This window comes from Elusimicrobiota bacterium (assembly GCA_041660185.1).
Lineage (GTDB): Bacteria > Elusimicrobiota > Elusimicrobia > 2-01-FULL-59-12 > 2-01-FULL-59-12 > JBAZWU01.
In genome coordinates, this window is record JBAZWU010000002.1 from 247,063 (window position 1) to 260,738 (window position 13,676).

Here is a 13,676-nt window from a genome sequence, read left to right on the forward strand (position 1 = left end):
GTAGTTGCAACTTTGCACGAGGCATCTCGGGTAACAAGGTGCAAAGTTGCAACTACGTCCCCTGATACGAACCTACGACTCAACAGCCAAAACAGTCCAATCGTTACACATTAAACGCATCTAATTATATATGCAAATCAGCGCTGACTCGATCGCGCACTTGCGGCAATTGACATTTTTTAACATCCCAGTTATACATGAGTATGAAGATGAGGGTGATTCAAGGAGTGTTCCTGGGCATCCTGTTTCTATCGGCGGGATCTCTGTCTGCCCAGGGGTATCGCGGGTCTCCCCGCATTTCCCGCGACTTCACCTACGAACAAGCGCTAAAATACGAAGCCGGTGTCGATAAAACTCTGACGCCAGCCAAGGCCTTCCGCTGGATGATGAATCTCATCGGCCATCCGATTCTCAGCGCTCCATCTTCAACCGAGTTCCAGCCGATTGTAGGTGTTCAAAATACAAAGGTCCGCATCATCGCGGCCTTCGCTTATAAATTCTGAATAAGCTGGTGGGCGAACCTAAAAAATAATGGCCCCGCCCGGACTCGAGCGCCACATCCGCCACACGACAGGCTGACCCGACCGTAGTGTGTCGGGCAACGGGCGCTCGCCCGACTGTCGTGTGTCGGGCGAACCCAAAATTATGGCCTAGGTGGGACTCGAACCCACACACCCGTTACCAGGTACGCGATTTTAAGTCGCGGCTGTCTACCAATTCCAGCACTAGGCCGTCGAAAGGATTGTATAAAACTACCATCAAATCCTTCCGCACGTCCGGGCCAGCGCGCGCAGGCGCCGCGCCAGTGGAGGGGTGAGCGCAGCCGGGCGAAGGCGCCATTCCCAATTCCCCTTGGCGATTCCCGGACGGTTCATTCGCGCGTCCGAGCCCAGCCCCAGGACATCCTGCAGGGGCACAATCGCGGTATTGGCCACCGACTGAAAAGCGGCACGGATCATATCCCAATGGATCTCACGGCCGTCGCTGTGCAGATACTGCAGCGCAAACGCGCGCTCTTTTTCATGCCCGCTGGCCTCGAGATGATGGAACCAGCCGGCGGTCGTATCGTTGTCATGCGTCCCGGTATACACCGCGGCGTTGGGCGGATAATGATGCGGCAGGTACTCGCACGCCTCCGGATCGCTTCCGAAGGCGAACTGCAGAACCTTCATTCCCGGCAAATGGAACTGATCCCTCAACGTTTTGACTTCCGGCGTGATCTTTCCCAAATCCTCGGCAATCAATTGAACCGGGCCCATCCGCCTGAAAATCGCCTTAAAAAAGGCGGCCCCGGGCCCGGGACGGTAGCTGCCGTTCTCGGCGGTCAACGCATTCCCGGGCACTTCGTAATAACGGACAAACCCGATAAAATGATCGATCCGGACGGCTTCAAAAAAACGGAATGTTTGCCCGAGACGCTCCAGCCACCATCGATACCCCTGGCGCTGATGCGCCTCCCACCGGTAATGGGGATTTCCCCACAACTGGCCCGTGGCTGAAAAATAATCCGGGGGAACACCGGCCACCACCTCGGGCTTCCCGTTCGGACGAAGCTTAAACAGGTTCTGATGGACCCAGACGTCCGCGCTGTCGAGCGAAACAAAAATGGGAACATCTCCGATCAGACCGACCCCCCGCTGGGAGGCATAGCGCCGGAGCGCCTTCCATTGCCGGGCAAACTGCCATTGCACAAACCGGTGGAATTGGATGTCCCGCGCCCAATCACGGCGCGCCGCGGCTAACGCTTTGGGATGCCTTTCGCGCAGTTCCGTTTCCCACTCCACCCATTCCTTCCCCGGGTGGTGGTACCGCAGCGCGGAAAAAAGGGCGTAATCCTCCAGCCAGAACGCTTCCTGCCGGCAGAAAGACTCGAACCCTCTCCGGGACGCAGCGGAGGACGCAATCGCAAACCGGTCAAACGCACGCCAGAGACAACGCTGCTTGATGTCCCTTGCCGCCTCATAATCGACTTTCTCGTGAGAAGGGCCATGCAGGGAAGCCAGATCGCTCGAATCCAGCCATCCATCCCTGGCCAGCAGCTCCGGGCTGATCAGCAGATAATTTCCGGCAAAAGCCGAGAAGGATAGATAGGGAGAGTTTCCTTTTCCCAGAGGACCGATAGGCAGGACCTGCCACCACCGTTGGCCGCTGGCCGCCAGAAAATCGGCGAACGCATAAGCCGCAGGTCCCACGTCACCAATGGCATACGGACCCGGCAAACTGGTCGGGTGAAACAATAAACCGCTGACGCGCTCTTGCAAAGAAGGCACTTTCGCGGTTTGTTTTTTAGGTTTTATTTTCTTCATGATCCGCACAGAGAGTACCAAAGAGACCCGCTGATGGTCTACCGAATCCGGAAGATGTGAGCCGGCATCAACTGCGGATCCAGTTGCACAAAATTATAGGCGCCGTGCCACAGGAACCGGCGATCGCTCAACAGATCATGGACTTCGTAGTGCTCGGGGAGCCCCCACTCCTGGACCGGCACCGTCACCACCCCGGATTGCATCCGGTGCGGATCGAGATTGACGACGATTAAGAGCCGGTTGGAGCGGTCCGGCGTGATCTTTCCATAAACCAGCAGGCTCTCGTTCTTAACCGGATGAAACGAGAGATTGGCGTTAAAGTGGAGCGCCGGATTCTCGCGGCGGATCCGATTGACGAGAGCGATCAGATCTTTGATATTCCCGTGGCGATCCCACTCCCAGCTCCGGATCTGATATTTCTCCGAATCCGCATAATCCTCTGTCCAGGGAAACGTGCGCCACTCGCCAAGCTCAAACGGCGGCCCATATATCCCATAACTGGCGGCCAGCGTGGCGGCCAGGATCAGGCGAATCTGAAAAGCGGGACGCCCCCCGGTTTGGAGAAACGTGTGAAGAACATCCGGGGTATTCACAAAAAGATTCGGCCGTAGATATTCTTTGACGTCGGATTGGGTCAGTTCTTGAAAATAGTGCGTCAACTCATACTTCGTCGTGCGCCAGATGAAATACGTGTAGGACTGAGAAAACCCGCATTTGGACAGATAGTGCATCACGCGCGGACGGGTAAAGGCTTCGGCCAGAAAAATCACGTCCGGATGTCGCTCATGGACTTCACGAATGAACCACTCCCAGAAGTGAAACGTTTTGGTATGGGGATTATCGACGCGGAACAAATGAACCCCCCGCTGGATCCAGAACAGCGTCACCTCTAGGAGTTCCTGCCAGAGCGACAGCCAGTCCGCGCACTCAAAATTTAAAGGATAAATATCCTCGAATTTGTTCGGCGGATTCTCGGCGCACCGGATCGAACCATCCGGTCGGCGTTTAAACCACTCGGGATGTTCCCGGACATACGGATGATCGGGAGAACACTGAAAGGCCAGATCGAGCGCGATCTCCAGCCCCGCGGCTTGAGCGGCGTTGACAAAATGGCCGAAATCCTCCAGCGTTCCAAGCCCCGGTTCAATCGCCCGATGGCCGCCCGCCCCGGAACCGATAGCCCAGGGGCATCCTGGGTCTTCGGGACGCGCCACGGGGGAATTGTTGGGCCCCTTTCGGAAACTTGTGCCGATGGGATGGACCGGCGGCAGGTAAAGCACATCAAATCCCATCCGGGAGATCTCCGGCAGGCGCGCCTCCGCCTCCCGAAAAGTCGCGCTGCGGGAAGGATCAGGCCCCGCCGAGCGGGGAAACAGTTCATACCAGGCGCCAAAACGCGCCCGTTCCGGCTCCACCACCAGAGGCAAACACCGGTATGTCGTGGATTGGCCCGGATCGACCCACGCCGCCAGCGTATACTCATAGGAACCTGGCCGATCCACGACGAAACGGCCTTCCCAGAGATCCAGCCCGGCATTCAGTGATTTCAAAGGTATTTCAGTCCAGGAGCCATCCTTCGAAAAGCGATAACGCAAAACAGCCGAAATCGGATCCGTCGAATACGTATGGATCACCGCCTGGACAACCACCTCGTCACCCGTACATCGTTTGATCGGGAAACGACCACCGTCGATTTCCGGCGTGACCTGCTCAATGATCACGCGATCCGGCAATTCAGAGGGTAAGGTCATATTTTCAAAGTTAGCTTACTAAATCCCGCAAAACACTGTAACTCATTAGTCTCTGGAAATACGTTCAATTCTTCTGTTGGCCTGGAGACCGTATCACAACTCGTCATCCCCGGCGGTCACTGGCCGGGGATCTATGAACAACGAATTACAATGATGGATTCCCCGCCAAAGACCGCGGGGAATGACGAAGTGTATCGTCATGATACAGTCTCTGCCCCAGGCCATTGCAGAACGTTGGTATAATGAAAAGGATTTTCTAACCATGCTCAAAGGAAAACCCTATTCGATCGGAATTGATATCGGCGGCACCAAGATTCTAGTGGCGCTGGTGGATAACGCTTTCCGGGTGATCTCGGAGATCAAAGCCAAAACCAAGCCGGAGAAAGGCGACCGGGACTTTCTGGTGTGTCTGTTCGAATCGGTCCGGCATGTTCTAAAAGACGCGGCTGTGGATCGCGATGAGGTGGTCGGCATCGGGGCCGGATGCCCGGGCCTGATTGATCTAAAAACCGGCCGGGTCAAGACGTCGCCGAACATCCCTTTTTTGAAGAACTACCCGCTGGCCCAACGGATCGCCGCGCTGACGAAACTTCCGGTCGTGATCGGCAATGACGTGCAGACCGGCCTCTTTGGAGAACATCAGTTCGGAGCCGCCCGCGGCTATCGCCATGTCGTCGGGCTGTTCATGGGAACCGGGATCGGCGGGGCGCTTATTTTAAACGGCCAGATCTACAGCGGCTCCAGCGGCAGCGCCGGGGAAGTTGGCCACCTCTTAGTGGACCCTCTGGGCCCCCCGTGCGGATGCGGGCGCCGGGGTTGCCTGGAAGCGCTGGCCGGACGGCTCGCGATTTCCGCGGAAGTCGCGATCGCGGTGGCGCGACAGAAAGCCCCGCATTTGGACATCAAAAACAGCGCAGATCTTCGAGGAATCAAGAGCGGCGCGCTGGCCAAAGCCATTCAGGCGGGCGACCGGGCGATTGAAGAGCTGATCCGCCAGAAGGCACGGCTCGTCGGTCTGGTGATGGCCAATTTGGTCAATACCTTGAATCCCGAAATCATTATTCTCGGAGGAGGCGTCGTGGAAGCGATGCCCCACCTGATCGTCCGGGAAGCCGAAAACGCCATGCGCGAGCAGGCCCTGCCGGCGCTGGCGCGGACCGTCAAAGTGACCGCCGCTAAATTGGGCGATTATTCCATCGTCATGGGCGGCGCCAAGCGGGCGGTGGATCGCTTCGGCGAAAAACACAGAATCGATCACCCCCGCTAAGCATCCCCGAGCCGGGAAAAGGAACACCGTTATGCCGGAAACATCCAGCGGAAAAGAAATTGTTGCTGTCATTGAAGTCGGGTCGAGCGCCATCCGTATGGTGGTCGCCGAAGCCGGACCCAAGTGGCAGATGCGCACCCTGGAAAATCTGCAGAAACCCATCTCCTTCGGGAAAGATGTCTTCACGACGGGGCGGTTGAGCCACGCCGCCATTCGCCAAGGCATCGAAATTCTGGAAAACTTTCGCGCGATCCTGGACGTCTACGGCGTCCGCCGCATGCACGCCGTGGCCACCAGCGCCGTCCGTGAAGCCGCCAACCGAGACAATTTCCTGGATCAGGTGTTCGTCCGGACGGGGATTGACATTGAAGTGATCGAAGGCGCCGAGGAAAATCGTCTCAACCTGATCGCGGTGGAAAACGCGCTGCAAGGCCGCACGGAATTCGACAAGAACAACTGCCTCATTATGGAAGTGGGTACCGGCAGCACGGAAGTCATCGGTACGATCGGCGGCGAAGTCGCTCTGACCCGCACGCTCCTGGTGGGCCCCGTGCGATTGCCCGATCAGGCGATCCTCGGGAAAACCGATTCCGCTACGCTCCAGCGTCTATTGAAGCGCCGCATCCACACTTTTGCCGAAGAGTGCTCCCGTGAATTTAACCTGAAAGAAATTGCCACCTTTGTGGTCATGGGAGCCAGCGTCCGGTTTCTGGCCAGGCACGTCCAGGAATCCACCGATCCGGTGGCGCCCCTGACGCTGCCAATCAAAGATTTCGGAGAATTCATCAAAAATATTTCCAAACTTTCGGCGGAAGAAATCTCCGAAAAATATGGAATCCCTTACTCGGAAGCCGAAACCCTTTATGCGTCTCTGCTCATCTATCTGGATTTCCTGAACGAAACGAAAGCCGACAAGATTGTGATTACCATGGTCAGCCTCCGGGACGGGTTGCTGCTGGAGCTGGCCCAGATGGTCTCCGGGTACAAGCGCACGGACCTGTCCCGCCAGGTCATCCATTCCGCACGTAAACTGGGCAAGAAATATCAATATGACGAACCCCACGCGTCAACGGTGGCGGCTTTGGCGGTGAAACTCTTTGATCTTTTGCATGAAGAGCACGGGTTGGGATCGCGCGAACGGCTGCTCCTGGAAGTGTCGGCGATTCTGCATGACATCGGGACCTTTATTTCGCCTTCGAGCCACCACAAACACAGCTTCTACCTGGTTTCGGCGGCCGATATCTTCGGGCTGCGAAAGATCGACAAAGACATTATCGCCAACGTGGTCCGTTACCATCGCCGTTCCCCGCCGAAAATGACCCATATCCCCTACATGTCGCTCCCGCGGGCCGAACGCGCGGTGGTCACCAAGTTATCGGCCATTCTCCGGGTGGCGGATGCGCTCGATACCAGCCACCAGCAAAAGTGCCGGGACTTTACGCTGGAACGGACCGGCGACACCTATATTCTCTGGGTCCCGGAAACGGTTGGCGACATCTCCCTGGAACGGCAGTTGCTGATCAAAAAAGGCGATATGTTCACGGATTTCTTCGGGATGGCCGTTCAGCTAAAACAAGGAATGCCAGCCACCGCCAAAACCTGACATGGAAAAATTCTTCAATCGTGAATCCTCCGCTCTGGAATTCAACGCCCGCGTACTGGCCGAGGCGATGGACCCGTCCAACCCGCTGTTGGAACGGCTCAAATTTATCGGCATCATCAGCTCGAATCTGGATGAGTTTTTCATGGTGCGGGTGGCCAGCCTCAAAGCCGCCCATGCCCCCCTGGATGAGGTCCGCACAAAAGCCCTGGGACTCACGGAAAAACGGAATGACTATTTTCTGAAAACGCTTTTGCCGGAGATGGCTGCGGCGGGGCTCGTCCGGACGCCCCTGGAGTCCTGCAACGCCGTCCAGATGGAGTATTTGACCACCTTCTTCCATCGGGAGGTGTTACCGGTCCTGACGCCGATCGCCCTTTCCAACGATACGCCCTTCCCTTCTCTGGCCAATCTCCGAATCCACATGGTGGTTGGGCTGATGGCCCCGGATCAGCGAGAGACAACCCATTACGCCGTCGTAGAAATCCCGCACAAGGTCTTCCCGCGCATTCTTTTCCTCCCGACCGCGCTGGAAACCAGTGAAACGCGGACCCATCCGTTCGTTCTTCTGGAAGACCTGATCGCCTTTTTCGCCAAAGTCCTGTTCCCCGGCTACGAGATCATCGAACAGGGGTTCATGCGGCCGACGCGAGGCGCGGAACTGACGATCGATGAAGAGAAGGACGAAGATTTCATGCGGGTCATGACGGAAGCGCTGCGGGAGCGGCGGGTTGGGAACATCGTGCGGCTGGAGGTCTCCACACCCCAGGAGTGGGTGCGCTTCCTGCAGGACAAGATGCAGATTGACGACAACGATGTCGTGGTGAACAAGGCCTGGCTGGACCTGAAAACGATTTCGCAGCTGACCGTTCAGCCCGGTTTCGAATCTCTGAAGCGTCCCCTCTGGGAGCCCCGGGCCGTCTCGGCGCTGGAGACGGCGGACGACCTCTGGTCCCTTCTCCGGGAAAAAAACGTGTTATTATTCCATCCCTACGAATCGTTCGATGCCGTCATCCGTTTTCTGGAAACCGCCGCGGATGACCCGGACGTGCTGGCCATCAAACAAACTCTTTATCGCACCGACCCGGATTCGCCGGTCCTCCGAGCCCTCGAACGCGCCGCCGAACGCGGCAAGCGGGTGACGGCGCTCATCGAATTGAAAGCCCGGTTTGACGAAGAAAACAACATCGAGTGGGCCCGCCGGCTCGCCAGCGCCGGCGCCAGCGTCCTCTACGGCGTGGCCGGGTACAAAACCCACGCCAAAGCCTGTCTGGTGGTCCGCCGCGAGCGGGACGGCATCCGTCGCTACGTCCACTTGGGAACCGGCAACTACAATGACCGAACCGCCCGCCTTTACTCGGATGTGGGACTGTTCACCAGCGATGACGCGCTGGCCAGCGACATTTCGGCTTTTTTCAACATGATCACCGGATACTCCCAACCCATTCAGTGGAGAAAAATTGAGGTCGCCCCTTTTGGCCTACGAAAACGCATTCTGCGCCTGATCCAGCGTGAGGCCATGCGCCACACGCCGCAGCACCGGGGGCTGATCCGGGCGAAGATGAATTCCCTGGTTGATCCCGAAATTATCGAAGCGCTTTATAAAGCGTCCAACGCCGGGGTCGACATCTACCTGAACGTTCGCGGGATCTGCTGCCTGCGCCCCGGCGTCAAAGGGCTCAGCGAGACCATTCACGTCGTCAGCATCGTGGACCAGTTTCTGGAACACGGCCGTATCTTCCATTTCGCCAACGGCGGCGAAGAGGAGGTTTACCTCTCGAGCGCCGACTGGATGCCGCGCAACCTGGACCGGCGGATTGAACTCTTATTCCCTATTGAGGACCCGGCCAACAAAAAACGCCTTCTGGAGGTGCTGGACCTGTATTTCCGGGACAATGTGAAATCCTGGGCGCTTCAACCCGACGGTTCCTACAATCGCGTCGAGATCGGAAACCATAAAAAAGTGCGGGCTCAGGAAATCCTCTGCGAGCACGCGATTGACGAAGAAAAGAATCGCCACAAAGCCATCCCCTCTGAATTGAAACCTCAAAAACCCAGACCCTAGTTCAACGCCATGGTGTCAGTCACCCAAAATAATGGTCAAATATGGCATACACAGAGTGTCATTTTAGTCACATTTCAAAAGTTGGACCAATTTTGTGGCAGCTATCTGCGCAATCTGCAAAAATCTGGTCCATTTCAAAGGATTTGATCAAATCTTTTTTATGAACGTGCCGAATATGTTGACTCTGTTTGGTGACTGACACCAAGGTGTAGTAAACTGACATTCATGAGAGGCAAAGTTTATCTGATCGGCGCAGGACCCGGAGATTCAGGGCTGTTGACGCTCAAAGGCCGGGATTGCCTGGTCCGGGCCGACGTGGTTGTCTACGACACGCTGGTCCATCCGCAAATCTTAGAATTCGCCAAACCGTCCGCCTCCCGCATCCCCGTCGGGAAACGGGGGAAGCATCACGCCCTGGAGCAGTCGCGGATCCATGACCTTCTGGTCAAACAGGCGCAGCGGGGGCGGGTGGTCGCCCGGCTGAAAAGCGGCGACCCATTCCTTTTTGGCCGGGGAAGCGAAGAAGCCGAGTATTTGGCCGGCCATCACATTCCGTATGAAGTGGTTCCCGGAGTCTCCAGCGCATCCGCCGCTGCAGCGTATGCCGGAATACCACTGACCGATCGCCGGATGGGTTCCATGGTGACTCTGGTGGACGGCCGCGAAGAGGAAAAACGGAAAATCACCAGTGTGGTGGAGTGGTCCCGCATCTCCCGCCAGGGAACGTTGATTATTTTCATGGGACTGGATCAATTTGAAACGATCACGCAGCGTCTGATCCGCCTGAATTGGGATGAAACCCTGCCGGCCGCCGTGATCCGCTGGGGCAGCCTCCCCGGGCAGGTCGTGGTGGAAGGCACGCTGGGCGATATCGCGCAGAAGGCGCGTTCTATCGACGTCCACCCTCCGGCACTCATTGTCATCGGCCGCGTGGTGGGACTGCGGAAGAAACTCCGTTGGTTCGAATCCAAACCGCTTTTCGGTAAACGGCTGGTAATCACGCGTGCCGCGGAACAAGCCCCTGAATTGGCTCACCTTCTGCAGGAGGCCGGGGCCGAGGTCCTTTCCTTCCCGACGATTCAGATCCTGCCTCCGAAAAACTGGTCGATTCCGGATCAGGCGATCCGGGAGATCGCGACCTTTGACTGGATTCTTTTTACCAGCGCCAACGGCGTAGGGGCATTTGTTAACCGTCTGAAAACCCTGGGAGGCGATGTCCGTGATCTGAAGGGCATACGGCTCGGGGCCATCGGCCCTAAAACCAGCGCCAGTCTTCAGGCCTTTGGCTTAAAAGTGGATGCCTTCCCATCCGAATACCGGGCGGAAACGTTGGCGGACGTGATCGGGGAAGCCAAAAACGTCCGAGTGCTGCTCGTGCGCGCCGAAAAAGCCCGCGAGATTCTGCCCAAGACCCTGGAAGCACGCGGAGCGCTGGTCACGATCGCACCGGTCTATCGAACCATCAAACCGCGGGGCCTGGCCGCGGACATCCGGCAGCCTTTGCTGGACAGAAAGATTGACGCCATCACCTTTACTTCTCCCTCGACGGTGGACGGTTTAATGCAGTACTTTTCCGCACGGGAGAGACGGCGGATTTTTGAGCATGTCAAAGCCGCGGTGATCGGGCCGATTACCGCGGCTACGCTTCGCGAATACGGGGTTCACCCCACTATCCGGGCCAAGACCTATACGGTGGATGCCCTGGCCAAAGCCATCATCCAATATTTTTCAAAATGAATAGACCTGTAGGGGCGGACCGCTGTCCGCCCGCTCATCTCCTGAGGCAGACCTTGTTTCTCGCGCTCCAGCGCGCCGGTCAACTGGTTCGCGAGAATTTTCACCATCCTAAGAAAATCCGCTATAAAAATAACAGCCCGATCAATCTCGTGACCTGGGTCGATCAGGCCGGGGACCGGTTAATTCGCCAGACCATCCACCGGCGTTTTCCCTCCCATGATTTTCTCACCGAAGAATCCAAACCGACCGGCCGAGGGTCTCCCTACAAATGGATCGTTGATCCGTTGGATGGAACCACCAATTACGCCCACCACTTCCCGCAAGTGGCCGTCTCGATCGGGCTGGAACACGAGGGCGAGATTTGTCTCGGCGGGGTTTATGATCCGTTACGCGAGGAGCTCTTCTGGGCTGAAAAAGGAAAAGGCGCATTTTTGAGGCAGAAACGGCATCAGAGCCGGCTGCGGGTGTCGCCGACGCCGCAATTAAAGAAATCGCTCCTCCTGACGGGTTTCCCTTATGACCGGCGGGAACGCGCGGATCTCTACCTGTCCTACCTGAAGGCTTTCATGAACCGGATTCAAGGCATCCGGCGCGCGGGAGCCGCGGCGCTGGATTTGTGCTGGGTGGCCTGTGGACGCGTGGATGGTTATTGGGAATGGCGGCTGAAACCCTGGGATGTGGCGGCCGGGCGGTTGATTGTGGAAGAGGCCGGAGGGAGTTTGTCGGATTTTTCAGGCCGCGCGTTCAGTATCTACCGGAAACAAACGCTGGCCACCAATGGACGGATTCACCGCGAAATGCTGGCGGTCATGAAAGCGTTGTCTCGCTGATCCCTGGCCCTTCGGGTTTCTCCTGGGCATTCGGAATCCAAAACGTGAAACGGCTGCCGTGCCCGATTTCGGATTCCACCCGGATATCCCCTTTGTGCGCTTCCACGATAAATTTGACGACCGCCAGACCCAGCCCATACCCGGCTGAACGATCCCCCGGACGCACCTGCTGGAATTTATCAAAAATACGGGATTGCGCCTCCCGCGGGATGCCGCGCCCGGTATCCATGACTTCAAAAATCATTCGCCCCTGCCCGCGCTGCGCGGCCACCGTCACCTTCCCTCCCGAGGGAGTAAACTTGATGGCATTGCCCACCAGGTTATCGAACACGCGCTCCAATAGTTTGGGGTCTCCCCAGACAGACTCTTCCTGAACGTCGTCGCATTCCAATTTCATCTGGACCTGTTTTTGCTGGGCCATGACCGTGAAAAAGTTCTCCAGACGCTCAAAAATTTCCCGTATGGCAATGGCTTGCGGCTGTAATTCAATATTTCCCTGCTCAAAGCGCACGACATCCAGAATATCGCTGACCATCCGGGTGAGCCGCACCCCGGCTTCACGGGCCAATCCCATATACTCCGCCGCCTTCGGCTGCTGATCGTCCTTGATTTGCCGGCGCGCCAGATCGATATACCCCATGATGGCCGAGAGCGGACCCCGCAAATCGTGCGTGATCCCGCTCATCATTTGTTCCTGAACATGCTCCCATTGCTTTCGAAAGGTGATATCCCGGATCACGACAAAGAAGCCATCGACCGTTCCTTCTTTGGTTTCAACGCTTTCCACCCACAGACGGTATAAATATTTGTTTTCGGCCCAGGTTGTTTCGACCTCTTTCCCGAGGTTTTTCTGCTTGCCGGTGAAAACCGGCTCCAGAAAAGGCTCCAGATAACCGCGCGGGATCTGAATCCCCCCAACGGTCCTGTGTTCATGCCCCGTCTCCTGGTTCAGCGTCAGAAACGCCCGGCCTAATTCATTGGAGAGCTGTAGATGGCCTTCCGCACTGAAAAACAAAATCCCTTCCGGCAGGGATTCGACCAGGAGTGACAGGAGTTTGCGATCCAGATCCAGACCGCGGCTCAAGGATTCGGCTTTCTCCCATTCAGGCACCAGCCAACGCAGATTCTTCGCCACCGACGTCAACTCTTTCAACTCCGGAGGCGGGTCATTGAGCGTGGCCTCTTTGCTGAAAATAAACTTATCGACGCGCTGGCCGTACTGCCGCAGTTGGCGAGACATCCATTGACGAGACATCGCCGACGCGGATCGCCAGGAAAAACCAGCCAGCATCATCACGCCCGTCAGGCCTATGACAAAGGAAAGGAACGGCGCATACGCCCAGGGAAGGGGTTCCGTCACCACAAACGTCCAATCCGAAAGCGGATCGTAGCGAAACGTGACCAGCCAGTGCCAGGCCTCTTTCCCCCGCCATTTCACCTGCCCGGAAAACGTGCCGGTGCGCACTTTATTAAGAATCCCGTCTATCATGGACTCGATCACTGGCGAGGGATTGGACAGATAAATCGGATGCCCTTCATAATCGTAAACGAACGTATGGACCTGCCAGGGGGGCGTCTCCTGCTGAAAAACCCGCGTGATCTCAGGGTTCTGCATATAGATGATGAGCGCATGCTGGCGGTCGAGCGGCCGCACCACTGTCTCATGAGCCACTCCATCAATAAAAAGAACCGGCCCGGGCAGGTTGGTCCCAGTCTCCAGGGATTTGAGCTCCAATGCGACGAGCCGCGGATCGATGGTTTCGAGTGAAGACCGGACCGAATCGCGCACCCAGCGTTTGGTCTGATGCGAAAGATGATTGGTCCGGAAAATAGCCACAACGGAAGGATACTCCTCGGCCTGCTGACGCATTTCATTAATGTCTTCCGGCAAGTCATTCACGCGCCGGGTGAGGTTCTGCCGCTCCGCCATCACCCGGTCCGAAAGACGGCTCACCCAGCGGGCATGGCTCTGGATAGCGTTCCGGTGAATCTGGAACAGGTTCCACGCCCCCAGTCCGAAAATGCCGGCTAAACTAGCCGCCAGCATCACCCAAGCCAATCCTCGATATCGGATCAAACGTCCCCCTCCTTTACATGATCTTCGTACAAAGTATACGCCG

The 13,676-nt window shown here is 57.0% G+C and carries 9 protein-coding genes and 1 tRNA gene; 6 read left to right on the top strand and 4 right to left on the bottom strand.

From position 1 onward, the window contains the following. Positions 1–209: 209 nt before the first annotated feature. On the top strand, positions 210–503 hold the full coding sequence (locus WC859_03480) for a hypothetical protein (protein MFA5975209.1): 294 nt from the start codon (positions 210–212) through the stop codon (positions 501–503). Positions 504–646: 143 nt separating this feature from the next. Here the strand turns inward: WC859_03480 and WC859_03485 are convergent. The 3 genes from WC859_03485 to WC859_03495 form a co-directional block, all read right to left on the bottom strand. Continuing rightward, a tRNA-Leu gene (locus tag WC859_03485) sits at positions 647–732 on the bottom strand. Positions 733–758: 26 nt separating this feature from the next. Beyond that, on the bottom strand, positions 759–2,306 hold the full coding sequence (gene malQ / locus WC859_03490) for a 4-alpha-glucanotransferase (protein MFA5975210.1): 1,548 nt from the start codon (positions 2,304–2,306) through the stop codon (positions 759–761). A 38-nt stretch (positions 2,307–2,344) separates the two neighbouring features. Continuing rightward, positions 2,345–4,057: a maltotransferase domain-containing protein gene (locus WC859_03495; GenBank protein MFA5975211.1), complete on the bottom strand. Its 1,713-nt coding sequence runs from the start codon at positions 4,055–4,057 to the stop codon at positions 2,345–2,347. Between the two features lie 199 nt (positions 4,058–4,256). Here WC859_03495 and WC859_03500 point away from each other — a divergent pair, with 199 nt between their 5' ends. The 5 genes from WC859_03500 (at position 4,257) to WC859_03520 (ending at position 11,556) form a co-directional block, all read left to right on the top strand. Further along, on the top strand, positions 4,257–5,324 hold the full coding sequence (locus WC859_03500; GenBank protein ID MFA5975212.1) for an ROK family protein: 1,068 nt from the start codon (positions 4,257–4,259) through the stop codon (positions 5,322–5,324). Between the two features lie 31 nt (positions 5,325–5,355). After that, a complete protein-coding gene (locus WC859_03505; protein MFA5975213.1) occupies positions 5,356–6,927 on the top strand; it encodes a Ppx/GppA phosphatase family protein in 1,572 nt (523 codons plus the stop codon). Position 6,928: 1 nt separating this feature from the next. Next, the gene (gene ppk1 / locus WC859_03510) at positions 6,929–8,989 is read left to right on the top strand and encodes a polyphosphate kinase 1 (protein ID MFA5975214.1); all 2,061 of its coding nucleotides are present in this window, start codon (positions 6,929–6,931) and stop codon (positions 8,987–8,989) included. A 225-nt stretch (positions 8,990–9,214) separates the two neighbouring features. Next, on the top strand, positions 9,215–10,726 hold the full coding sequence (cobA, locus tag WC859_03515; GenBank protein ID MFA5975215.1) for a uroporphyrinogen-III C-methyltransferase: 1,512 nt from the start codon (positions 9,215–9,217) through the stop codon (positions 10,724–10,726). Continuing rightward, on the top strand, positions 10,723–11,556 hold the full coding sequence (locus WC859_03520; protein MFA5975216.1) for an inositol monophosphatase family protein: 834 nt from the start codon (positions 10,723–10,725) through the stop codon (positions 11,554–11,556). The genes cobA and WC859_03520 overlap by 4 nt, the downstream gene beginning before the upstream one ends. Here the strand turns inward: WC859_03520 and WC859_03525 are convergent. Beyond that, the gene (locus tag WC859_03525; GenBank protein MFA5975217.1) at positions 11,534–13,633 is read right to left on the bottom strand and encodes a PAS domain-containing sensor histidine kinase; all 2,100 of its coding nucleotides are present in this window, start codon (positions 13,631–13,633) and stop codon (positions 11,534–11,536) included. The genes WC859_03520 and WC859_03525 overlap by 23 nt on opposite strands. Between the last annotated feature and the right edge of the window lie 43 nt (positions 13,634–13,676).